Below are 20,744 nucleotides of genomic sequence, written 5' to 3' on the forward strand. Positions count from 1 at the left end.
CGGGTCTCCTTAAACGAACAGACGATCGGTGTTGACGAAGCCGCGTTCATTCTCAGGACAGGCTGAGCGGCAGGGATCGTCGGCCGGGACTGAGGCGTCGGCGGCATATGCGCGATACGCGATCAGCCTGACCGGCCTCGGCTCGTATTCGGATGAAGGGTCCAGCGGATGCGGTGCGCTCGAAAACGCCGCGAGCGTGTCCATTTCGAAGCGCAGATCGAACGCCGCGCCGACTTTCGAATGGCCTGTCACGAAGTCAAGCGAGCCGTCCTCGCCGATGCCGAGTTTGCTGAAGAAGTTGATGTTGGCAACGAGATCGCGCGCGCCCAGACCGTGTTTGGCCAGTTCAAGCAGCAGGCTGTCGCGGCCGTTGCGGATCATCGCATTGCGATGCTGTTGATAGCGGCCCTCGCCGTATCTGCTCGCGAACAGATCCGCATCGCCGAGACCACCGAGCGGATCGTGCCAGCCGAGTGTGTCGGCAGTGATCGATGCCATCACGCGGCCCATATCCGAGTAAAGCACGTGGCCGCGCGTCAGATGCGCGGTGTGCTGCGCCTTCAGGGTATCGGCCATGTTGTAGCGTTCGAGCGGCGCGTCGTGGCGGTAGAACACGGCGGCCAGATTGGCGCCGCCCTCGGGATCGACGACGCGCAGCGCCATGCCACGGCGCAGCACGCCGGACCAGTGAGTGCCGGCGGGAATCACCATTTCCCACAACACGTGCGGGATCGGTGCGAGATCGACTGGGGATTGCGTCGACATGGAGGCTCCAGGTATCGGTTGGGAAAAAGCATGAGAGGGCGATTGACCGACATCGCGACCTCCCGGGCTTTTATCCCTCCGTGGAGCCTCGCCGGCGCCTTGAAAGAAGGTGAGCGGCAAGACCGGATTGCTCTCGGACCAGACATCGTGCGTGCTTTAAAGCGCTTTTAAAGCCTTTAAAGCGGTACGACCGGAACCCTAGCGATCCTGAAGATGATGCAAATTACTTCGCACCTCTCGCTGCGTAGCTAAGCGAGTTGCGTGCCAGCGTTACGTTGCCGGGGCTGCAAGCGTGTGACGGCAATGGAATGCGTGCTGTCAGCGACGCGCGGCGACGGCCGGCGACTGATTGGATTGATGGCGAACGCAGCACGGCTGAGGGCGAATCGGCACCAGTTGGATGCGCGGCGCACCACGATTGGGCTGTGCGCCCACGTGTTTCACGTGCCGTAGGGGCTCTGCACGATGGCACGGTGTGTGCAAGTTATGGCGTCACACTCATCACCGCCATCATCCGACCATGCTCACGCTTGCCACGCTTCGCCGCACGCTCTACACACTGATGTCGGCACGTTTCATCGAACTGCAAAAGCAACGGCGCCGCTCGTAAGCGAGGCGGCGCCGTGGTCGAGAACCTTTGCTTTGCAGGTGCGTTCCAGTCAGCTAACCGGGATGAGCGGGCTCTCCCGGCGGCACACCAGGTGCCCAATCAGCACCATCCGCTAGGCAATATCCCCCTCAGTGCTCGCATAACGCGCCTGTTGCCCGAAGCTCGCCAAACCCTTCGACCCATCCGGTAACGCCAGTTCACCGCGCTCAAGACGCTGCCTCAGATAGGTAAAACTTTGCGCCGTCTGTGCGAACAGATGGTCGCCCGCCGATACTGGCGGGTATTTCGCCACCGCCTCGGGTGTCGCGAATTGCGGCAGCGGCGCGACCACCGTGTGGTAGTCGCACGCGAAGAAGAGCGGAAACGAGTAGCGCTCTTCCCTCACCTTGCGCACGCGATGTGAAGTCGCCACGTAGGTGCCGCCTGTCCACACTTCCAGCATGTCGCCGATGTTCACGACGAACGCGTTGTCGACCGGTGGCGCGTCGATCCACTCACCCTCGCCGTTCATTACTTCGAGGCCTGGGGCGGTGGGCAGCAGAATCGTGAAGCACTCGTAGTCGGTATGCGCGCCGATGCCCGGCCGGTCTTCCGCGGATGGGTCGAGCGGATAGTGAATCAGGCGCAACTGGCTCGGCGGCTTCTGCAAATACCGCTCGAAATGCGTTTCCGGCAGGCCTAGCGCGAGCGAGAAGCCGCGAAACAACGCGCGGCCGAGCGCAAACGACGCGTCGTAATAGCCGCCGATCGCTTCACGAAAACCCGGCTGTTCGGGCCACATATTCGATCCGAGCATCGGCGTGTCGGCTTTGACGTCGGGGTCGTCGGGTGGCAGTTCCCGACCCGTATCGAAGGCTTCTTTCCTGTCGCGCTTGCCGCCAGCGAAGACCTCTTCGCCTTCGGGCACGTAGCCTCGATGCGCAGTCGATTGGCCGATGTAGTAGCGCATCTTCCAGTCAGCGGGGCTGGCGAAGAACTGCTTTGCCTGTTCTATTAGCGCAGTTTGCTGTGCGCGCGAGACCTGATGGCCGGTGACGTAGAAAAAGCCCGCGTCCCGCGCTGCGCGGTCGAGTTCGCGGGCGGTCATAAGACGCTGGTCCGGGTCATCGCTAAAGAGACCGCTGACGTCGACGATGGGCAGGCGGTCGAAACGTGTGTGAGTCTGGCTCATGAGATTTGCCTATGCATGCTGCGGTTCAAGGGGCGATTGGGGCGGCGAACGCATTTGCGTTTTCGGTTCGCCCTGCAAGCCGCTGCGCATTTCACGTCCCGCAAGAAACGCCGCGTGATGACGCCGCTCTTCACGCCCCATCCACGTGTTGATTTCCCAGAGATCGGCTACCGGCGCATTCGTGAAAGGCAACGTATGCAGATAGCCATCGGGGCCGAACTCGGGCGTCATCGTCGTGGTCGTGTAGCCGTTCTCGATTTGCGCGCTCCACAGCGCCTCCCAGATTCGTTGGTGGGAAGCGAGGCAATTCGCGTACTCGGGTGCAGCCGGATGCGGAACCTGCGGACCTTGCGGATAGCCTACGCGCCCGTGCAGATGATGCGCATGAGGCGCCAGCTCGAGGATCGTGTCCCATTCGCTGTCGAGCAGGCGCTCACACACCGACACCCAGTGGCTGAAATCGCATGTCAGCTTGAGCGACGGCACCGCACGCACGACATCGCGGGTAACCCAGGGGTTGTAAAACGAGCGGCCGCGATGCGTCTCGAAGCTGCAGATCACCTCGTGCCTCGCGGCGATCTCCACCGCACTCGCGAAGAAATCCACCTGCGTGGCGGCCGGCCACGCATCGCAGCCTGCCATCACGTTGAAGAAACGCGGCTTGAGCGGCTTGCCCCACACGATCTTTTCTTCGAAGTCGCGCAGATGATCCGCCGGCGTAGCAGACCGTTGCGGAACGTAGCTGCCCGCCGTCGTGATCTCAGCGATGAATGGGAGACATTCGTCGGCAATGGCCTGCGCAAAAGCTTCACGCTCAGCTCCACCCGCCGGAACCGGCGCTTCGATGCCGTCAAAGCCGGCGGTGCGCACCAGCGGTGCGGCATCATGCGGACCACCGTCGAATCCCCAGAACGTCTTGAACAGTTCGAATTTCATCGCCTCTCCGAATTACATGCAAAATTGCATGCAATGGTACACATGAAATTCTTTCGCCAATAAGATATCTTTGCGTTGCCGTGCATAATTCTGGCGCGCCCGATTTGCGGCTCAATTAGCACTTAAACTGTGCACCCCTCCTCTTCGTGGTGAATCAATGAAGAAAAAACTTGCACGTCACAAGGGGCAATCCGTCGCGCGCGCCATTCTCGACATGGACTGGCAGTGGTCCTCGCATTTCGGCGACCTCGGGCTGAACGACCTCAACTACAGCGATCTGTTTTGCCGGATGTGGGTAGACCCGGAAAACAATTTCGCCAAGACGGCGCTCTACGATTTCATGCCTGGCGTGAGCCGCCGCACGGCGGTTCGCTATGTGCAGGAGTTGATCGACGCCGGCTGGCTGCTGGAGACGAGTTCCGAAGCGGACCGCCGCATCAAACAGATCAGCCTCGCGGCATCGATCGAAGAGCGCCTCGAGCAGTTTCTCGCCTACGTGCATCAACGTTTTGCCGCGCTGGATTGAAGCTTTGACGCCATGCTTGCGTTGAAGCATTTGCATAACAGCATCTCGCGGCATCCTCCGATCTGGCTGGCATATTTCTCGCTAGATTAATCGCCGAGAGGTGCGGCAGCGTCGCATCTTAGGGATGCTAGGGTTCCGGTTCGCAAGAATGTCTGGTCCGAGAGCAGCCCGGTGCGCCGGTTCGTTCGATACGAGTTCAATTCGGATCTCAACTCGAAAGCGGGCGGCGGTTGCACTACACGGCGGGACAAAAGCCCGGGAGATCGGCGATAGCGATGCCTATCGTGCCTCTCCGTGGCCGGCGTTTGTCTCCCGCAGTTTTCGCGCAGTGTGCGGACCATTCGGATTCTCGCGGGAACCGGTCATGTTGTTTTATCGCGCAGTCGCCGCGCGATCCAACTCAACAATCGCAATTGACCGGTCTCCTGGAGAAAACGATGAAACGCTTCGCATCCGCCCGTACGCCCCTCACCCCGTTGCACCGCCTTCACCGCCTTGCCTCGTCGCGCCGCGTGCGTGGCGCGATTGCCGGCGTTGCCGCCGCGCTTGCTGTCGGCTTCGCTGCTGCGCCCGCACAGGCGGCCGCGCCTCTCGCCATCGGCTATAGCGACTGGCCCGGCTTCGTCGCCTTTCAGATTGCCATCGACAAAGGCTGGTTCAAGGAGGCCGGCGTGGATGTCAATTTTCAGTGGTTCGACTACTCGGCCTCACTCGATGCATTTGCCGCCGGCAAGCTCGACGCGGTTGGCGCAACCAACGGCGACGCGCTGGTCACCGGCGCAAGCGGCGCCAAAAACGTCATGATCCTCCTGACCGACTACTCGAGCGGCAACGACATGATCGTGGCCAAGCCGCCCATTCGCACGGTAGATGGACTCAAGGGCAAAAAGGTCGGTGTCGAAATGGGTCTGGTTGACCACCTGTTGCTGGACACGGCGCTCGAAAAGCATGCGCTCAAGGAATCGGACATCACGCTTGTCAACGCGAAGACGAATGAGTTGCCGCAGGTGCTGGCGTCGTCCAACGACGTCGCCGCGGTCGGCGCATGGCAACCGAACGCAGGCGAAGCGCTCAAGCGCGTGCCGGGCTCACGTCCGATCTTCACCTCGGCCGACGCGCCGGGTCTGATTTACGACGCGATCACGGTCAATCCGGTCAGTCTGCAGTCGCGCAAGGCCGATTGGGCCAAGGTGATCAAGGTCTGGTATCGCTGCGTGGCCTACATCAACGATCCGAAGACGCAACCGGATGCCGTGAAGATCATGTCCGCACGCGTCGGCCTGACGCCCGCCCAGTACCTCCCATTGCTGAAAGGCACGCATCTGCTCGACGCAGCGGCGGCCCGAAAGGCCTTCGTCAAGGGTGACGGGCTGGACTCGGTGTACGGTTCGAGCCTGAACGCGGACAAGTTCAACGTGCGCAACGCGGTCTACAAACAGGCGCAAAACGTGAATGCCTATCTCGACCCGGCGTTGACCAATGCGCCGTAAGGACCGCACGGCGGCCTGACTGCGCCGGCCGTCTGTAGCGGCAACCGGGGCGCTCTAGCCGGACACGGTAATATGGGCGGCAGCACGCGCTGCCGCTCAACTCACACGATTCGTTGCGGCGCAGGCGCACGGCCACAAGGAGGCAATCGTGTATAACAACCGGTCTTGCTATCGCGCCCTGCTCGCGCTGGCGCCTTTGCTGGTATTTGTGCTGCTGGCCCAGCCGCGGCTCGCATCCGCCAGCGAAGACGGCGCCAACGCCAGCGCGGAAGCCGCGGGCCAGCGTGCCCGCTTTGCCAAGGAGTTTTGTGGTGGGTCCGCGCAGGACGTGACAGCGTACAAGGAAAAGCTCAGAAAGGTTCTCACCGAAGCCAGCCAGTTCGATACACGTTGGCAGGTGGGCTGGCAGCGCGGGGATAGCGATGCGATCCAGATGCGTTCGCTGCAACTCAGTTCTCCGGCGGAATTCGCGGTGCGGGTCAAAGGCAATTGCGAACGCATCAAATGGCAGGCCGACAACCTGCTTCGGGTACGCCCACCTAAGTAGCCGTCCGCCCGAAGCTGTTATTCTTCCTTCTCTCCCGACCGTCAACTGGTCGCCTGCCGCCTCCGGGCGGCATTCCCAAGCGGCGCGTTCACGCGCCCGGCATCAGAGAGACAGGAATTTGCATGTTCGGTTTTCTGCGCGGCTATTTTTCCAACGACCTGGCAATCGACCTCGGCACGTCGAACACCCTCATCTACATGCGTGGCAAGGGTATCGTGCTGGACGAACCTTCGGTGGTCTCGATTCGTCAGGAAGGCGGCCCTAACGGCAAGAAGATCATTCTGGCCGTCGGCAAGGAAGCAAAACAGATGCTCGGCAAGGTGCCGGGCAATATCGAGGCGATCCGCCCGATGAAGGACGGCGTGATCGCCGACTTCAACATCACCCAGCAGATGATCAAGCGCTTCATCCAGATGGCGCACGAGTCGCGGATGTTCGCGCCGTCGCCGCGCATCATCATCTGCGTGCCGTGCGGGTCGACTCAGGTCGAACGGCGCGCGATCAAGGAAGCTGCGCATAGCGCGGGCGCCTCGCAGGTCTACCTGATCGAAGAACCGATGGCCGCGGCCACCGGCGCGGGTCTGCCCGTATCCGAGGCGACCGGTTCGATGGTGGTCGATATCGGCGGCGGCACCACCGAAGTGGGTGTGATTTCGCTTGGCGGCGTCGTTTATAAAGGCTCGGTGCGCGTAGGCGGCGACAAGTTCGACGATGCGATCGTCAACTATATTCGCCGTAACTACGGGATGCTGATCGGCGAACAGACCGCCGAGGCGATCAAGAAGGAAATCGGCTCCGCGTTTCCAGGCTCCGAAGTCAAGGAGATGGAAGTCAAAGGCCGCAACATGTCGGAAGGGATTCCGCGCAGCTTCACGGTGTCCAGCAACGAAATTCTCGAAGCGCTCACCGATCCGCTGAATCAGATTGTCTCGGCGGTAAAGATTGCGCTGGAACAGACGCCGCCGGAATTGGGCGCCGACATCGCCGAGCGCGGCATCATGCTCGCAGGCGGCGGCGCGTTGCTGCGCGATCTCGACCGCCTGCTCGCGGAAGAAACCGGCCTGCCGGTGTTCGTCGCCGAAGCGCCGCTGACCTGTGTGGTGCGCGGTTCGGGGATGGCGCTGGAGCGGATGGATAAGTTCGGCGGGGCTTTTTCTTACGAATAACGCTTATGGGTGACGCTAACAGGTGACGCTTGCGAGGGTCGCTTCGCAAGCGTCGATCGCTCAGTTCGAGGATTAGCGCACGTTTGCCTTCAGGCTGCCGAGATAGGCGACCCAGCCGCCAAACGAGGTAATCTCCGTCGCGCCACTGTCGTCGCTGACCGCGGACGGCTCGCAAATGAAACCTTTCACAGCGAGGCCGTTGGCGAGTTGCAGCGTGCCGATACCGAGCGGCGCGGGCACGTCCATCACGAACTTGCCGAAGGTGCGCAGCGGCACTTCCCAGACTTCGACAGCGATTGGCGCACCTGACTTGCTGATCGTGCGGACCAGTCCGGGCTTCGGCGGCTGCGTGTCGGCAAGCGCGTAAAGCCGATAACAGGACGCCGTATGCGTAGCTTCGATAAAGCGCGCGCCGGCCTCCTGCAGTTGCCAGTTCAGCGGTTGCCCGCGCAGATGCGCGCCGACCACCGCGAGCGCGACGGTGGGTTCCTCAACCGGCAATGGTTCGATGCTCGCCGGCGTGGCTTCGCTTGCAGCGAGCGACGACTGCGTCCACGCGCCCGATTCGGTGGCACGCCGGTCCGCGTCGCTCGGCGCGATGGAACCCGTGGCGAATTGATTCAGGTTACTAAGCACTTGTTGTTCCTTGAGTTCGATCTTGAATACGAGCAATGATATGGGTTCGGAACTCACGCAGCGTGCCGGGATCCGTGTGCACAGCAACGCAAATGAAACTGCAATTGCGATGATGCCCGACCAAAACAAAAGGTCAACCCGTGCGCACTTCTCTGGAGTGGAGCGAGTTGCGCATCACGCGCTATCCGCGCCCGCCACAGGTGACTGCTGACTGGCCCGACGCGAAAGCCAGCGCCGCCACGCCGCCTTCGCCGTGATCGTATTGGCGCGCAAGCGCGGCCGCGGGAATGAAAATAGTTTGCTTCCTTGCAAACAGCGAGTAACCGCGCGAAGGCAAAACGTATTTCATTAACGGTTCTAAGAATCGACCAAATACTTCGTTGCCAGTACCCCGACTGCTCCCGTAACGTTCTCTGATTGCGCCCGGCGCCCGCCGCGCTTTGGAGAACTCATGTCAGCATTCGAATCGCACCCGAACCCCAATCACACAAGCGCAGACGCCGCTCAGCTTTTCGGCGAAGACGCCCTCACCCGACGTTTCGCACCCGTATTCGCCCGCATCGCCGAAGGTGCGGTAGAACGGGAACAGAATCGGGCGTTGGCCTACGAGCCTGTGGAATGGTTACGCGAAGCGGGCTACACCAGACTGCGCGTGCCGAAGCGCTATGGCGGCGACGGCATTTCGCTCACGGAGTTCTTCGCCCTGGTCACGCGCCTTGGCGAAGCAGACTCGAACCTTCCGCAAATCCTGCGTGTGCACGGTGGCTTTATCGAATCGCTGCTGGAAAATGACGATGAACCGCTGCGCGACCGATGGCTCACGCGCATCGCCCAAGGCCAGATCATCGGCGGCGCCGTGTCCGAGCGTACCGGCGCCACTCAAAACAGCGTGCGCCTCACGCAAACCAACGGCGCGTGGTATCTCGACGGCGAGAAGTACTACACCACCGGCACGCTCTACGCCGACTGGGTCGACGTCACCGCACACGACGGACAAAGCGATGTGCGCGTGCTCGTCAGGAGCGATGCGCCGGGTCTCGCCCGGATCGACGATTGGGATGGCTTCGGGCAGCGTCTCACCGGCAGCGGCACGGCGCGTTTCGAGCACGTGCCGGTCTCGCTCGACAATCTGTACCGCCGCTATAACGCCGCCGAACCACGCCGTAATAGTCTACTCACTGCCTACTATCAGGCGCTGCATGTCGCGAACCTGGCAGGTATCAGCCGCGCGGCGCTGCGCGATGCGGTGGCGTTCACGCAAGCCAAAACCCGAACCTTCGGTATCCCAGGAGAATCGAGTCCGCGCGACAATCCGCTGGTACATCGCGTAGTCGGCCGTCTCGCGAGCCTCGCTTATTCGACGCAGAGCATCAGCGCTTCGCTTGCCCGTGCGATCGATGAAGCGTCAGTGGCCCGACAGGAAGGCCGGACCGGCGAACAGACCTATATCCATCTGGATATCCAGACTTTCCAGGCACAACAGATTGTCATCGAACAAACGCTGCAAGCAGCCACGCTGCTGTTCGAAGTGGGGGGTGCATCGGCAACCAGCGAGACGCGCCGCTTCGACCGCTACTGGCGCAATGCGCGGGTGCTGGCGTCGCACAATCCGGCGATCATCCGCGAAGCCGCTATCGGTGACTTCTATCTGAATGAGAACGCGCCTAACGAAAGGTTCGGTGTGGCGCGGAATCCGAAAGCATCCACGGCACCAGCCCAACTGTAAAAACACACTTCAAGCACGCCCAAGCAATTAAGGCCGCTTGCGCGGCCTCTTCGCGCTGGCGGCGAAAGACGCCCCGTTACGTGAGCAAACAGAAGTCGAACATCGACCCGAAAGCGGTGATGTTCCAGACCTTCGCGCGAATGCCGCGCGTGGGCTCGAATGGTGGTACGGCAGCTGGACTGGTCGGCAGCTATGACACGGTCGCCGAGCGGATCGCCGGCTTTCGTCGTGCCGGGATCGAGTTGTTCATGCTGCAATTCCAGCCGTTCGAGACCGACATGCGCATTTTTGCCGAGGAAGTGATTCCACGCGTACGCCGCCTGCTCGATTGAGCCGGGCACGTTGTGCAGCGTTCAGTTCCGGGCTCGCATGTGGCACAGTATCGTCAAGCGCCAGCGCCACGCTTGCGAAACTCAATAGCCCCGACGAGCGACATGAAGAACCTGACTGCGTACGAGCCCCCCGTCGACGAAGACCAGCTTCTGCTGAAGTGGATCCGGCGCGCGCGTGAATCCCAGATGAGCCACTACGACATGGCCGACCTCCTGTCGGCGCGAGACCGTGGCGTCGGCTGGCTGGTCACCGTATTGACCGCCTTTGTGGGCACGGCCGTGTTTGCGTCGTTGAGTTCGGCCACTGTCTCACCGGCGCTCAGGATCTTCCTGGGCCTCGTGAGCGTTGCGGCCGCGGTCTCCGCCGCGCTGCAAACTTTCCTCAGATACGCGGAGCGTGCGGAAAAGCATCGCGCGGCGGGTGCGCGCTATGGCGCGGTGCGGCGCAGGCTGGAAGCGATCTTCGCCGGTGACGCCGATGCCCGCGACGGCCACTATCTCACAGCGATCCGCGACGAACTCGACCGGCTTGCTGAAGATTCGCCGAATGTGCCGCCGCGCGTCTTTTATCGCACCCAGCGAACCCTGTCCAATGAACCGCGACGAAGTCGCGATGCCTGAGCGACGCCTCACTCGCCTGAAAACTACCGTATAGCGGACACCAGCAACATCATCGGGCGCTCGCGTTCTTCTGCCAGTTCGGGGCGCGCGGCAAGATCGGCGTCGGTCGGCCCCCACTCGTCGACATGGGCGATGGTGAAGCCCGCGCCGATCAGGTGGTTGAGCAAGGTGCCGATGGTGCGGTGCTGCTTGATGACACCGTCGGCGAGCCAGTTCGTGACGCGCGGCCCTTCCAGCTGGTAGCTGTCGAGCGGCCAGTGCTTGCGGCCATTCGTATCGACCGACCAGCCGGGCTGCTGCGGCGCCATGAAAATCGGGTGCTCGATCGAGAACACGAGACGCCCGCCCGGCACCAGCGCGAGGTGCATAGTGTCAAGCAAGCCGCGCAGATTTTCGATGTAGTGAAACGCGAGCGAGCTATACGCGAGGTCGAAGCCGGCCTGCGGCAAGTCGAGATGTTCGAGATCGGCTCTGGCATAACGCATGGCAGGATCATTGGACGACGATCGCGCCCGCTCCAGCATTTTCTCCGAGACGTCGAGACCGAGCACTGTGGCTGCACCCGCTTCGCGCGCCCATCGGCAGAACCAGCCGTAGCCGCAACCAAGATCGACGACGTTCAGGCCGCGCATCTCCGGCAGCATCGCGCGCAACGCAGGCCATTCGGGGGCACCCGCGAGGCCCTGTTTCGAACGACCCAACTGGCTTTAGTTGTTGAAAAATGCGGGGTCGTCGTAAATGTTCTGTGTCATTTGTAAGTAGCATTAACTGTAATTGAGGCAACGCGGCCGCACAGGCCGTTCTTCAAGCCGCTTAAGCATCATTTAAGCTCACTGCCCGTACCATACACGCTGGTGAGAATACCCCTATTCCTGGACATGTTTTTCCGTCAGACATTTGAAATGCGGCATTCCCACCTGGCCTTCCCCTATTCACATCTTTCCGGGTCTTTCCTTATGCCCGACTATGGTATTGTCCGACCTGCGCTGTAAAGCGCATTGCCACACTCAATCGGGAAGCACAACCGCTCCCTAAAAAAAAGATTATGGAAGTCCAAAACGCCCGTCGTTGGGCACCAAGGGGAACACGCGTCTGGCTGGGCGCGGCCGCCGCATTGGCGATCGCCAGCGGAGTGCGTATGTTGCTCCATCCGCTTATCGGACCGATCATGCCGGGCACCGCGTTCTGTATCGCGGCGTCACTGGTCGAGTATTTTTGTGGGCTGGCCCCCGCGCTCACGGTCATGCTGCTCGGCCTGGGTATCGCCGACTATCTGTTCGTCCCACCCTACGCAACCATCGCCGTATTCGATCGCGCCGACCTGGTCCTGCTGGTTTCCTATCCGTTGGTGACGCTGATCGTCATCATGCTGATCGAACGCCTGCGCCGCTCGCAGTTTCGTGCGGAACTGATCGCATCGGTCGCGCAGTCGCGCTATGAAATGCTGCTGCGTCACGACAACGAACGCCTGCTCGCGCGTCGTGCCGTCGACGAAACGCATCGGCTGCTGCGTCATCTTTCGCATCATCACAGGACCTTCATTTTCATTCAGGCACTCGAGCGCAACGCGCTACAACCCGCGGACGACCTCAAACCGCAAAGCGTGCTACCGCGTCTGCCGAACGAAATTGCGCCTGGTCCGCGTTTCGCCGATGTCGATCCCGAAGACATTCAGCGGCTCAGCAAGGCACTGTGGCCCGGCAGCCATCGCGTGCGCCTGAAAAGCGGCGACGGTGCGTCGAAGTTGACCGAATGCGTGTGCGAACGGTTCACCACCCATGCCGGTGTGTTTCTCGTGCTGCGGATCGGAGCCTGATCCATGAGCCAACCGACGAGTCTCTTCTTACCCGGTGACGACCATGCCGTGCTGATGTTGCACGGCCTGTCGAGCTCGCCGCTCGAATTACGCTTTCTCGCACGCTACCTGAACGCCGAGGGCTTCACCGCCTGCACGCCAGTCCTGCCTGGCTATAGCGCAGGCTCGGAAGAAGCGGCAATGGAGGTATGGATCGAGGCCGCCGTGCGCGAGTACGACGCGCTGGCCGCGCGCTTTGCACGTGTCTCGATCTGTGGGCTATCGATCGGGGCGGCGTTAGCGCTGGCGCTGGCGCATCGCCGTCCAGCGACGCAGTCGCTCGTGTTGTTATCGCTGACGCTCTCATACGACGGCTGGGCGATCCCCTGGTATCGCTTCCTGCTCAACTGGGCGTACTTTACGCCATTGCGCCAACGCTGGCGCTATCGCGAGGAAGCGCCGTTCGGCCTGCGCAACGAAGCGCTCAGAGCGAAGATCGCCCGTGCGATGCAGCGCAGCGACTTCAGCGAAGTCGGGCCGTCCACGATCTCATTGCCCGCGTTGCACCAGGCGAGCCGCCTCGCCGCGAGCGTGCGCACGCAGGTGCGCGACATCAAGACCGATTGCCTGATCGTCCATGCGATCGACGATGAGACATCGAGCCCCCGCAATGCCCGTTTTGTCGCCGCGAATATCGGCGCGGCCTTTTTACGCACGATCTGGCTGGATGATTCGTATCACATGATTACGTCGGACAACGAGCGCGAAATCGTCGCGCGCGAAACCGCGCTATTTTTGCGCGAGAGCGAAGCCGCTCACAGTGGCGACGACAGCGGCAAGCAACAAGTCGTCTCGAAGGCTTTGGCGCGACGCCTCAGGCAACTCGCGGCGCTTACCAAGGAGCGTGCGTGACGGTGCATACCATGCCCAGTTTCGGCAAACCGGCGAGCGTGTCTCTGCGTGCCCCATTCAGATTCGGCAAATCCGCACACCTGTCACTGCTGCTCGCCGCTGCGCTGGGCCTTTGCACCGCGCGCGCTGCGTATGCGGACGATGCAACGAGTTCGAACGCGACGACCGACGCAAGCACGGGCGCGGCCACCGACAGCAAATGGAAAATTGGCGTAGGCCCTGGCGTGGTGATCACGCCCAGGTACCCGGGATCGCGGCAGTTGAACGTATTCCCCTTCCCTGCGCTGGACATCTCTTACGACGACCGGATTTTCTCGCAAGGTCCTGATGTGCTTGGCGTCAACGTGCTGCGCGGTCCCGCCTATCACGTGGGCGCTGCTTTCAGTTTCGATTTCCAGACTCGCAAGGAGTCCGACGACCCGCGCTTGCATGGACTTGGCAACGTGTATGGCGGCCCCAAGCTGAAGCTGTTCGCTGACTACACGTGGTGGGCGTTTACCGGCTCGGTGGCGCTGTACCAGGATATCGCCGGGCATCACCAGGGGACGACGATCAGCACCGATTTCGTGGCTTCGGCGCCGGTTGGCGGCTGGCTGTTCTCGGTGGGCCCCGGGTTCACGTGGGCGAACGGGACTTATACGCGGACGTTTTTCGGCGTCTCGGAGCAGCAGAGTGCGGCGTCGGGATTGCCCACGTATAGCACCAGTGCCGGTGTGCGGGACATCCATATGAACGCCATGGTGACGTACGACTTTTCAAAGCACTGGAATGGCTCGGTTTCCGCTACTTTCGGACGACTGGAGCACGACGCGGCGAATAGCCCGATTACCGAAAAAAGGTTCGAGCTCAATACGCTCGCTTCGGTGAACTACAAATTTTAATTTTTGGCTTTTTGCACGCCTGCCGCGCAAAAATCCAATGGCGCTTCAATCCCCCGTGCCAAGCTCTTCAACTTCGATTCCCAACTCGGCGGCCATCCTCCGCACCACCACCTGAAGCCGGCTCAGCTCATCGGAAAGCCGCTTCTGTTCAGCTTTTACCGCCTCGAACGCCGACAAGGGTACAACCTCATCCTCGCCGCCGGGGGGTGCAAGCTCACTCGCACTGATCTCGCCGCATAGCAGATGCGTCCAGCGATTTTCGCGCTCGCCCGGTGTCCGGGCCAGCTTCGCCACTCGCGACGGGTTCCCGTCGGCCAGTTCATCGAGAAAAGCTTCCACCGACGAAATGTCCGCAAACCCATGCAAGCGCGCGCTATTCAAGCGCAACTCAGCCGCAGTCTGCGGGCCGCGCAGCAACAAGGTAGTCAGTAGCGCAGCCGACTGACTCGGCAACCCCAACACCCGATTCATGTTGTGCTCGAAGCGCGGCACGCGGCTACTGCTGCCCTCCATCACCAGACTCAGGCGCTTCAATCCGTCGACGGCAGTCAGCACTTCGGCCTCGGTCGCATTTATCACCGGCGTACGGCCGGTTTTCTGGTTGCAGCCCAAGGTCAGCGCGTTCAGAGAAAGTGGATAACTGTCCGGCACCGTGTGCTGCTTTTCGACGAGCACGCCGAGTACGCGCCCTTCAAGCAAGGTCAAAGCGCGGATGGAGGGACGGGAAACAGCGTCGGGAGTGGAGTTCATAGAGAGGATGTCGCGGCATGCGCCGCCAGGTCTCGTGGATGGTGTGCCTTACCGTTGCACAGCCGGGCGGCAGGTTTTAGTTTGTGGGCCCTATGATAAACGCCCCAGCCGCTCGCGATGTGCGAATCTCCGCAATGGCCCAGCGTGTGTCGTGTTATTTAGCTCGGCCCGTGTTGCCGTAAGAGGCCCTTCCCTGCACCACTCGCCCACACATCCGCTCGCACGTCAGGGCTGTCCGCTCGCTTTCACGCCGGGCATTTTTGTTTCGTTGACGGAATCCCATATTCGAGATAATTTCCCGAATATGGAACATACAGCCCCAGACGACAACGCCATCGACCGCCGCATCGCCCAGCGTCTTCGAGCGCTGCGTGCCGAGCGCAACTGGTCGCTCGACGATCTCGCGAAGCTCAGCAACGTGAGCCGCGCCACCCTGTCGCGCCTCGAAAATGCCGCCGTGAGCCCCACGGCGAATGTGCTGGGCAAACTCTGCGTCGCCTACGGTTTGCCGATGTCGCGCCTCATGCACATGGTCGAAGAAGACTTCGCGCCGCTGGTGTCACGCGAGGCGCAGGCGGTCTGGACCGACACGAGCGTCGGTTTCCGGCGCCGTTCGGTGTCACCGCCGGCGCAAGCGCTGAGCGGCGAGGCGCTCGAGTGCGAGCTCGATGCCGGTGTGCGGATCGATTACGACGCGTCGTCGAGAGCCGGCCTCGAACATCATCTGGTCCTGCTCGAAGGGCAATTGCAAATCACCGTCGACGGCCGAAGCCACGATCTGCGACCCGGCGACTGTCTGCGCTATCAGCTGCTCGGCCCCAGCGCTTTCGTCACGCCCGCGCACAGCGCAGCCCGTTACATCCTCTTCATCGTCTGAGAGCGAGCCAACATGAGCACGACCGCCATCACGACTTTTTCCGCCGACGACCTCGCTCGCCATCTGCCCGAACTCGGCGCGCTGCTGCGTGCCTGCGTCCATGACGGCGCCAGTGTCGGATTTGTGCTGCCCTATAGCGTTGAAGAGAGTGAGGCGTTCTGGAGCGGCAAAGTGCTGCCGTCGCTGCGCGCGGGCGCGCTCGTGCTGTTCGTCGCTCGTCACGGCGAGTCAATCGCCGGAACCGTACAACTGGACTACGACACGATGCCGAACCAGCGTCATCGCGCGGAGGTGCGCAAGCTGCTGGTACACCCGGCGTTTCGCCGCCAGGGCATCGCCAAAGCGCTGATGATGGAACTGGAACACCGTGCACACCAGTTGCAACGCAGCCTGCTGACGCTCGATACGCGCACGGGCGACAAAGCCGAGCCACTCTATGCCGCGCTAGGTTATCAAACGGCCGGTGTGATCCCGCAGTTTTGCCGCGACACGCTGGAGGAGCGGCTTGATTCGACGACCATCATGTACAAGACGCTCTGAGCGTAACGCTGGCGGCCACCCGTGACGCATGCTCAAAAGGTGAGCGATACGCCCTCAGGAAGCCCGCCATGCAGACTCAGGCGAGTCTTCAAGCCGTGGTTTAACGGCGCGAATCGAACGCGATCCGCACAGCCAGGCCGGCGAGCACGGTGCCCATCAGCCACCGTTGCACTAGCAACCATACCGGCCGCCCGGCGAGAAACCCTGCGATCGAACCCGCCATGCTGGCAATCAGCGCGTTGATTGTGACGGCGATGACGATCTGCACGCAGCCCAGCGCGATCGACTGCGTGAGCACGCTGCCGTGCGCCGGTGAAATGAATTGCGGCAGCAACGACAGATACATCACCGCGATCTTCGGATTCGCGAGGTTGGTGACGAGTCCCATGGTGAACAGCTTGCGGCGGCTATCGTGCGGCAGGTCGCGAACCTGGAACGGCGAGCGGCCGCCCGGCTTGACCGCCTGCCATGCCAGATACAGCAGATAAAGCGCGCCGCCGAAACGCAACGCGTCGTACGCGTAGGGCACCGTCAACAACAGCGCGGTGATGCCGAACGCCGCGCAAAACATGTAGAACACGTAGCCGAGCGCGACGCCGCCGAGCGACACGAGCCCGGCGCGCCGCCCCTGGCAGAGCGATCGCGAGATCAGATAAATCATGTTCGGGCCGGGCGTAAGCACCATGCCGAGCGAGACCAGGGCGAAGGCAAGCATCGTTGTGACAGCGGGCACGGCGGTCTCCTCTGTGAGTTGAAGTCGGGCAGTGCCGCTAAATATAGCCGATGTCGCCGATTCAGGCCTTCGATATGAGCATGAAAAATCCGCATAGGCAGTAGTTGCATGCCCTTGATACTTTCGACGCCTCCGCGCTCGCTTCCTGCACCAGAAGTGCTGATGAATCCCCAGCGCGAAGTCGCCCAGCGATGCGCCCTTCACTGCAGACAGCCCGATGAGGGATGACATCCTCATCCGGGTCTTTACTTTTTTGCCCGCTGCGATGCGGAGTACGGCGCGCTTCATCCCGATGCAGTGCGAGCAACGGCGGGTCAGAGCAGGTACGCTTCGACCAGCTTGATCCAGTAGCTCGCGCCGAGACTGATGATGCGATCGTTGAAATCGTACTTGGGGTTGTGCACCATGCAACCGCCCCACTCGCCTACGCCATTGCCGATCACCACATAGCAGCCCGGCACCACGTCGGACATCCATGCGAAGTCTTCGCTGCCCATCATGCCTTTGGTGTCGGTCAGCACGTTCGCGGCGCCGACCAGATCGGTCAACACGTCACGTACAAGCGCGGTGGGTGCTTCAGCGTTGACCACCACCGGCACGAGCCGCTTGTAGTCGATCGAGGCTTCCACGCCGAAGCTTTGCGCCTGCAGCGTGACGATTTCATGCACGCGTTTTTCGATCCGCTCGCGCATCTCGGGGTTGGTCGAGCGCATGTTCAGCAGAAGCTTCACCGTCTCCGGGATGACGTTGTGGGTCGCGCCCGCATGAATTCCGCCGATGCTCACCACACCCAATTCAGAGGCCGGCAGATTGCGCGAGACGATAGTCTGCAACGCCATGATCAGCGAGCCGGCTGCGACGATCGGATCGCGCGCCCTGTCCGGCATCGCGCCGTGGCCGCCCACACCCGTCAACGTGACCGTGGCGACGTCCGAGGCCGACGTCACGCCGCCCGTCTTCACGACGAACTGACCGACCGGGATGCCCGGGCCGTTGTGCAGCGCGTAGACCGAGTCGCACGGAAAGCGCTCGAACAGACCCTCCTCGATCATGCGGCGCGCGCCGCACAGGTTCTCTTCGTCGGGCTGGAAGATCAGGTTGAGCGTGCCGTCGAAACCGCGGCTCGTCGCCAGATGCCGGGCGGCGGCCAGCAGGATCGCGGTGTGGCCGTCGTGGCCGCAGGCGTGCATCTTGCCGGGAATCCGGCTTGCGTACGGCAGATGCGTTTGCTCGTGAATCGGCAAGGCGTCCATGTCCGCGCGAATGCCGATCTTGCGTGTCCCGTTGCCCAGCTTCAGTTGCCCGACCACGCCCGTGCCACCGATGCCGGTATGCACGTCATAGCCCCACTCCTTCAGCAGACCGGCGACCAGTTCAGCGGTATTGACTACATCGAAACCTGTTTCCGGATGCGCGTGAATCTGGCGGCGCAGATCGATAAAGATCTGCTCGTCGGCGACTACATCCGCAATCAGTCCGGCTGATTGCAGCTCCGCGTCAACGATTTGTGCTTCAGACATGCGATGTTCTCCTGTTGGTTCTGTGGGTTCTATTGGTCCTGCCAGTCATTCCGGGTGATCAACTGCACTGCGATTGATCGGACTCTCCAGCCGATGCGCTCAGTCGGCGCGGTGCTCTTTCAACGCCGCCAATGCGCCGAGCGACACCGCGCTGCACGTGACCATGTACCAAGCCGGCGACATGGGATTGCCGGTCGTGCTGATCAGCCACGTCACGATGAATTGCGCGAAACCGCCGAACACCGACACGCCGATGCTGTACACCACCGAGAAGCCCGTGGCGCGCACATGTTTCGGAAAACCTTCCATGAGAATGAGAAAGACCGAGCTGGAAGCGAGCGCGAGACAGCCAGCCAGCGCGGCGATCACCGTCAGCGCGACGCCGAGTTGTGCCGTGTGGTTGAGCAACCAGAACGCCGGATAGATCAACACGGCGCCGAGCAGCGTGGCGCCGACGACCAGCGGCTTGCGACGCGGCAGGCGGTCTGACAGCAGCCCGGCGAGCGGCGAGCCAATCAGCAAGACCGCGCCGGCCACGCAACCCGACAGAAACGCGGTGCCTGGGGGCATATGCAGCACGCGGATCAGATAAGTCGGCATGTAGAACACGACGATGTACATCGATGCCGTGCCCCCGACCATCATCAGAATGCCGACGCACACTTGCCGCAGATGACCCGCTATCAGCTCACGAAACGCGCTGCTTTCGCGCGCCGTAGCGTGATGCGTTTCATCCAGCGCGCGGCGGATATAAAGCCCGACCGGTCCGATCAGCAGACCGCAAAGGAACGGGATGCGCCAGCCCCAGCTTTCCAGATCGGCGGGCGCGAGGAAATGCGACAGCAGAAAGCCGCTCAGCGCGCCGACCAGCGCGGCCGCACCCTGGCTCGCCAGTTGCCACCCAACCAGAAAGCCGCGTGTGGACTGCACACCCGACTCCATCAACAGCGTGGTCGACGCGCCGATCTCGCCGCCGGCCGAGAAGCCTTGCAGCAATCGGCCGAGCACGATCAGCAACGGCGCGAACAGGCCGATCTGCGCATAAGTGGGCGCAAGGCCGATTGTTGCCGTGCCGAGCGCCATCAGCGCGATGGTCAGCGTCATCGCCGCCTTTCGGCCCGCGCGGTCCGCGTAGTTGCCGATCAGGATGCCCCCCAGCGGCCGCATCACGAAGCCGATGCCAAAGGTGGCGACTGCCATGAGCAACGAGCCGAAAGCCGTATGCGACGGAAAAAACAGCTTGCCGATCAGGACCGCGAAGAAGCTGTAGATCGTGAAGTCGAACATCTCCAGCCCGTTGCCCAGCGTGGTCGCGGCGATCAGCGCGAACTTCGAGGCGCGCGGCTGGACCGATGTCTGATCCGACAACGGAGCGAGTCCCTGAACCGGCTCAAGGGACACCGCGTCGACTGATGCGGATTGCAGCGAGGTGTGCAGATTTGCCATGAGAATTCCGATGACTCCGATGGAAGGGCTGCGTCGCTTTGCGGCCGACGTCAACCGAACAGTGCGGTCGTCAATTTCCGAGCGCAAATCGTTTGTTTTTATAGCCATCACTTTTATTTATCCCCACACTGGAGGCTGACGCGGCACACAGCCGGAACACCATTCACGTGGATTCGACGATGAAACTTCACCAGTTACGCTCTTTGATCGCCGTCGCCGAGAACGGCAGCATTCACGAAGCGGCGCGTGCGCTGCACATCACGCAGCCGGCAGTGAGCAAGGCGCTGTCCGATCTGGAGGTGGAACTTGGCGCGCCGATGTTCGTGCGCTCAGCCAAGGGCACGCAGCTCACGCCGTACGGGCAAAGCCTGATTCGACATGCACGCGCGATCGAACAGGAACTGCGCCACGCGCACGAGGACATCTCCACGCTGCTCGGCATCGCACGCGGCACCGTAACGGTGGGCGTCACGCCGGTGACGTCTGCCGGACCGTTTGCTGAGGCGTTACGGGAGTTTTCGCGGGTTTATCCGCAGGTCACCATCAATGTGTTCGAATTGCGTCCGGCGCAGATCCAGGAAGGTCTCGCCGATGGCTCGATCGATTTCGGCCTTGTTTCACGTATCGGTCAGCCGACCGACACACGTTTTTACTGGGAGACGCTTTACACCATCGCCACCACGCTGGGTGTGCGCGCCGGCCATCCGCTGCGCGGCACGCGTTCTCTGCAAGGGCTCACCCAGGCGGCATGGCTCAGTTGGGAT

At 61.9% G+C, this 20,744-nt stretch carries 21 protein-coding genes, 1 pseudogene and 2 riboswitches; of the genes and pseudogenes, 13 read left to right on the forward strand and 9 right to left on the reverse strand.

Going from position 1 to position 20,744, the window contains the following annotated elements; genetic code table 11:
• Positions 1-9: 9 nt before the first annotated feature.
• The 3 genes from VFE81_RS02670 to VFE81_RS02680 all read right to left on the reverse strand — a co-directional run bounded on the left by VFE81_RS02670 (position 10) and on the right by VFE81_RS02680 (position 3,482).
• Positions 10-765 carry an urea amidolyase associated protein UAAP1 gene (locus VFE81_RS02670; protein WP_325043110.1) on the reverse strand — a complete coding sequence of 252 codons (756 nt, stop codon included), beginning with the start codon at positions 763-765 and terminating at the stop codon, positions 10-12.
• Between the two features lie 57 nt (positions 766-822).
• A riboswitch (guanidine-I (ykkC/yxkD leader) is annotated at positions 823-978 on the reverse strand.
• Positions 979-1,487: 509 nt separating this feature from the next.
• A complete protein-coding gene (locus VFE81_RS02675) occupies positions 1,488-2,546 on the reverse strand; it encodes an isopenicillin N synthase family dioxygenase (protein WP_325043111.1) in 1,059 nt (352 codons plus the stop codon).
• A gap of 9 nt (positions 2,547-2,555) precedes the next feature.
• Positions 2,556-3,482, reverse strand: a complete 927-nt coding sequence (locus VFE81_RS02680; RefSeq protein WP_325043112.1) for a sugar phosphate isomerase/epimerase family protein — start codon at positions 3,480-3,482, stop codon at positions 2,556-2,558.
• Positions 3,483-3,639: 157 nt separating this feature from the next.
• Here VFE81_RS02680 and VFE81_RS02685 point away from each other — a divergent pair, with 157 nt between their 5' ends.
• The 4 genes from VFE81_RS02685 (at position 3,640) to VFE81_RS02700 (ending at position 7,211) form a co-directional block, all read left to right on the forward strand.
• Entirely contained in the window at positions 3,640-4,008 is a 369-nt protein-coding gene (locus VFE81_RS02685; protein ID WP_325043113.1) for a MarR family transcriptional regulator, read from the forward strand.
• Between the two features lie 116 nt (positions 4,009-4,124).
• A riboswitch (guanidine-I (ykkC/yxkD leader) is annotated at positions 4,125-4,272 on the forward strand.
• Positions 4,273-4,445: 173 nt separating this feature from the next.
• On the forward strand, positions 4,446-5,498 hold the full coding sequence (locus VFE81_RS02690) for an ABC transporter substrate-binding protein (RefSeq protein WP_325043114.1): 1,053 nt from the start codon (positions 4,446-4,448) through the stop codon (positions 5,496-5,498).
• Positions 5,499-5,646: 148 nt separating this feature from the next.
• Positions 5,647-6,045 carry a hypothetical protein gene (locus VFE81_RS02695; protein ID WP_325043115.1) on the forward strand — a complete coding sequence of 133 codons (399 nt, stop codon included), beginning with the start codon at positions 5,647-5,649 and terminating at the stop codon, positions 6,043-6,045.
• A gap of 122 nt (positions 6,046-6,167) precedes the next feature.
• Positions 6,168-7,211, forward strand: a complete 1,044-nt coding sequence (locus tag VFE81_RS02700; protein ID WP_028194510.1) for a rod shape-determining protein — start codon at positions 6,168-6,170, stop codon at positions 7,209-7,211.
• Between the two features lie 72 nt (positions 7,212-7,283).
• Here VFE81_RS02700 and VFE81_RS02705 read toward each other — a convergent pair whose 3' ends face one another.
• A complete protein-coding gene (locus VFE81_RS02705; RefSeq protein ID WP_414695540.1) occupies positions 7,284-7,904 on the reverse strand; it encodes an allophanate hydrolase-related protein in 621 nt (206 codons plus the stop codon).
• A gap of 394 nt (positions 7,905-8,298) precedes the next feature.
• On the opposite strand from VFE81_RS02705, the gene VFE81_RS02710 reads away from it, so the two are divergent.
• The 3 genes and pseudogenes from VFE81_RS02710 to VFE81_RS02720 all read left to right on the forward strand — a co-directional run bounded on the left by VFE81_RS02710 (position 8,299) and on the right by VFE81_RS02720 (position 10,526).
• Positions 8,299-9,573 carry an acyl-CoA dehydrogenase family protein gene (locus VFE81_RS02710; RefSeq protein ID WP_325043116.1) on the forward strand — a complete coding sequence of 425 codons (1,275 nt, stop codon included), beginning with the start codon at positions 8,299-8,301 and terminating at the stop codon, positions 9,571-9,573.
• Positions 9,574-9,610: 37 nt separating this feature from the next.
• Positions 9,611-9,905: pseudogene (locus VFE81_RS02715) on the forward strand (alkanesulfonate monooxygenase); the annotation flags it as partial.
• 102 nt (positions 9,906-10,007) lie between these two features.
• Positions 10,008-10,526, forward strand: coding sequence for an SLATT domain-containing protein (locus VFE81_RS02720; protein ID WP_325043117.1), 519 nt, complete (start codon positions 10,008-10,010; stop codon positions 10,524-10,526).
• A 23-nt stretch (positions 10,527-10,549) separates the two neighbouring features.
• Here VFE81_RS02720 and VFE81_RS02725 read toward each other — a convergent pair whose 3' ends face one another.
• On the reverse strand, positions 10,550-11,227 hold the full coding sequence (locus VFE81_RS02725) for a class I SAM-dependent methyltransferase (RefSeq protein WP_325043118.1): 678 nt from the start codon (positions 11,225-11,227) through the stop codon (positions 10,550-10,552).
• A gap of 344 nt (positions 11,228-11,571) precedes the next feature.
• Here VFE81_RS02725 and VFE81_RS02730 point away from each other — a divergent pair, with 344 nt between their 5' ends.
• Genes VFE81_RS02730 through VFE81_RS02740 form a run of 3 tightly spaced genes read left to right on the forward strand, consistent with a single transcriptional unit; the run spans position 11,572 to position 14,114 of the window.
• A complete protein-coding gene (locus tag VFE81_RS02730; protein WP_325043119.1) occupies positions 11,572-12,342 on the forward strand; it encodes a DUF4118 domain-containing protein in 771 nt (256 codons plus the stop codon).
• A gap of 3 nt (positions 12,343-12,345) precedes the next feature.
• A complete protein-coding gene (locus VFE81_RS02735; protein ID WP_325043120.1) occupies positions 12,346-13,233 on the forward strand; it encodes an alpha/beta hydrolase in 888 nt (295 codons plus the stop codon).
• Positions 13,230-14,114 carry a MipA/OmpV family protein gene (locus VFE81_RS02740; RefSeq protein ID WP_325043121.1) on the forward strand — a complete coding sequence of 295 codons (885 nt, stop codon included), beginning with the start codon at positions 13,230-13,232 and terminating at the stop codon, positions 14,112-14,114. The genes VFE81_RS02735 and VFE81_RS02740 overlap by 4 nt, the downstream gene beginning before the upstream one ends.
• 45 nt (positions 14,115-14,159) lie before the next feature.
• On the opposite strand, the gene VFE81_RS02745 is transcribed toward VFE81_RS02740, so the two are convergent.
• Positions 14,160-14,864, reverse strand: coding sequence for a YceH family protein (locus VFE81_RS02745; RefSeq protein ID WP_325043122.1), 705 nt, complete (start codon positions 14,862-14,864; stop codon positions 14,160-14,162).
• 304 nt (positions 14,865-15,168) lie between these two features.
• Between VFE81_RS02745 and VFE81_RS02750 the strand changes: the two genes are divergently transcribed.
• Both VFE81_RS02750 and VFE81_RS02755 read left to right on the forward strand, forming a co-directional pair.
• Positions 15,169-15,741, forward strand: coding sequence for an XRE family transcriptional regulator (locus VFE81_RS02750; RefSeq protein WP_325043123.1), 573 nt, complete (start codon positions 15,169-15,171; stop codon positions 15,739-15,741).
• A 12-nt stretch (positions 15,742-15,753) separates the two neighbouring features.
• The gene (locus VFE81_RS02755; RefSeq protein WP_325043124.1) at positions 15,754-16,281 is read left to right on the forward strand and encodes a GNAT family N-acetyltransferase; all 528 of its coding nucleotides are present in this window, start codon (positions 15,754-15,756) and stop codon (positions 16,279-16,281) included.
• A gap of 100 nt (positions 16,282-16,381) precedes the next feature.
• Here VFE81_RS02755 and VFE81_RS02760 read toward each other — a convergent pair whose 3' ends face one another.
• The 3 genes from VFE81_RS02760 to VFE81_RS02770 all read right to left on the reverse strand — a co-directional run bounded on the left by VFE81_RS02760 (position 16,382) and on the right by VFE81_RS02770 (position 19,980).
• A complete protein-coding gene (locus VFE81_RS02760) occupies positions 16,382-17,014 on the reverse strand; it encodes a LysE family translocator (protein ID WP_325043125.1) in 633 nt (210 codons plus the stop codon).
• Between the two features lie 314 nt (positions 17,015-17,328).
• Positions 17,329-18,534, reverse strand: a complete 1,206-nt coding sequence (locus tag VFE81_RS02765; RefSeq protein ID WP_325043126.1) for a M20 aminoacylase family protein — start codon at positions 18,532-18,534, stop codon at positions 17,329-17,331.
• A 99-nt stretch (positions 18,535-18,633) separates the two neighbouring features.
• Positions 18,634-19,980, reverse strand: coding sequence for an MFS transporter (locus tag VFE81_RS02770; RefSeq protein ID WP_325043127.1), 1,347 nt, complete (start codon positions 19,978-19,980; stop codon positions 18,634-18,636).
• 179 nt (positions 19,981-20,159) lie between these two features.
• Between VFE81_RS02770 and VFE81_RS02775 the strand changes: the two genes are divergently transcribed.
• A partial coding sequence (locus VFE81_RS02775) for a LysR family transcriptional regulator (protein ID WP_325043128.1) occupies positions 20,160-20,744 on the forward strand: 585 nt, incomplete at its 3' end.

The organism is Paraburkholderia sp., assembly GCF_035656215.1.
Lineage (GTDB): Bacteria > Pseudomonadota > Gammaproteobacteria > Burkholderiales > Burkholderiaceae > Paraburkholderia.

Excerpts from the sequence above, each read along its gene's own strand:
- VFE81_RS02670 (WP_325043110.1), bottom strand. The coding sequence starts at position 765 with ATGTCGACGCAATCCCCAGTCGATCTCGCACCGATCCCGCACGTGTTG.
- VFE81_RS02675 (WP_325043111.1), bottom strand. The coding sequence starts at position 2,546 with ATGAGCCAGACTCACACACGTTTCGACCGCCTGCCCATCGTCGACGTC.
- VFE81_RS02680 (WP_325043112.1), bottom strand. The coding sequence starts at position 3,482 with ATGAAATTCGAACTGTTCAAGACGTTCTGGGGATTCGACGGTGGTCCG.
- VFE81_RS02685 (WP_325043113.1), top strand. The coding sequence starts at position 3,640 with ATGAAGAAAAAACTTGCACGTCACAAGGGGCAATCCGTCGCGCGCGCC.
- VFE81_RS02690 (WP_325043114.1), top strand. The coding sequence starts at position 4,446 with ATGAAACGCTTCGCATCCGCCCGTACGCCCCTCACCCCGTTGCACCGC.
- VFE81_RS02700 (WP_028194510.1), top strand. The coding sequence starts at position 6,168 with ATGTTCGGTTTTCTGCGCGGCTATTTTTCCAACGACCTGGCAATCGAC.
- VFE81_RS02710 (WP_325043116.1), top strand. The coding sequence starts at position 8,299 with ATGTCAGCATTCGAATCGCACCCGAACCCCAATCACACAAGCGCAGAC.
- VFE81_RS02720 (WP_325043117.1), top strand. The coding sequence starts at position 10,008 with ATGAAGAACCTGACTGCGTACGAGCCCCCCGTCGACGAAGACCAGCTT.
- VFE81_RS02730 (WP_325043119.1), top strand. The coding sequence starts at position 11,572 with ATGGAAGTCCAAAACGCCCGTCGTTGGGCACCAAGGGGAACACGCGTC.
- VFE81_RS02735 (WP_325043120.1), top strand. The coding sequence starts at position 12,346 with ATGAGCCAACCGACGAGTCTCTTCTTACCCGGTGACGACCATGCCGTG.
- VFE81_RS02745 (WP_325043122.1), bottom strand. The coding sequence starts at position 14,864 with ATGAACTCCACTCCCGACGCTGTTTCCCGTCCCTCCATCCGCGCTTTG.
- VFE81_RS02750 (WP_325043123.1), top strand. The coding sequence starts at position 15,169 with ATGGAACATACAGCCCCAGACGACAACGCCATCGACCGCCGCATCGCC.
- VFE81_RS02755 (WP_325043124.1), top strand. The coding sequence starts at position 15,754 with ATGAGCACGACCGCCATCACGACTTTTTCCGCCGACGACCTCGCTCGC.
- VFE81_RS02765 (WP_325043126.1), bottom strand. The coding sequence starts at position 18,534 with ATGTCTGAAGCACAAATCGTTGACGCGGAGCTGCAATCAGCCGGACTG.
- VFE81_RS02770 (WP_325043127.1), bottom strand. The coding sequence starts at position 19,980 with ATGGCAAATCTGCACACCTCGCTGCAATCCGCATCAGTCGACGCGGTG.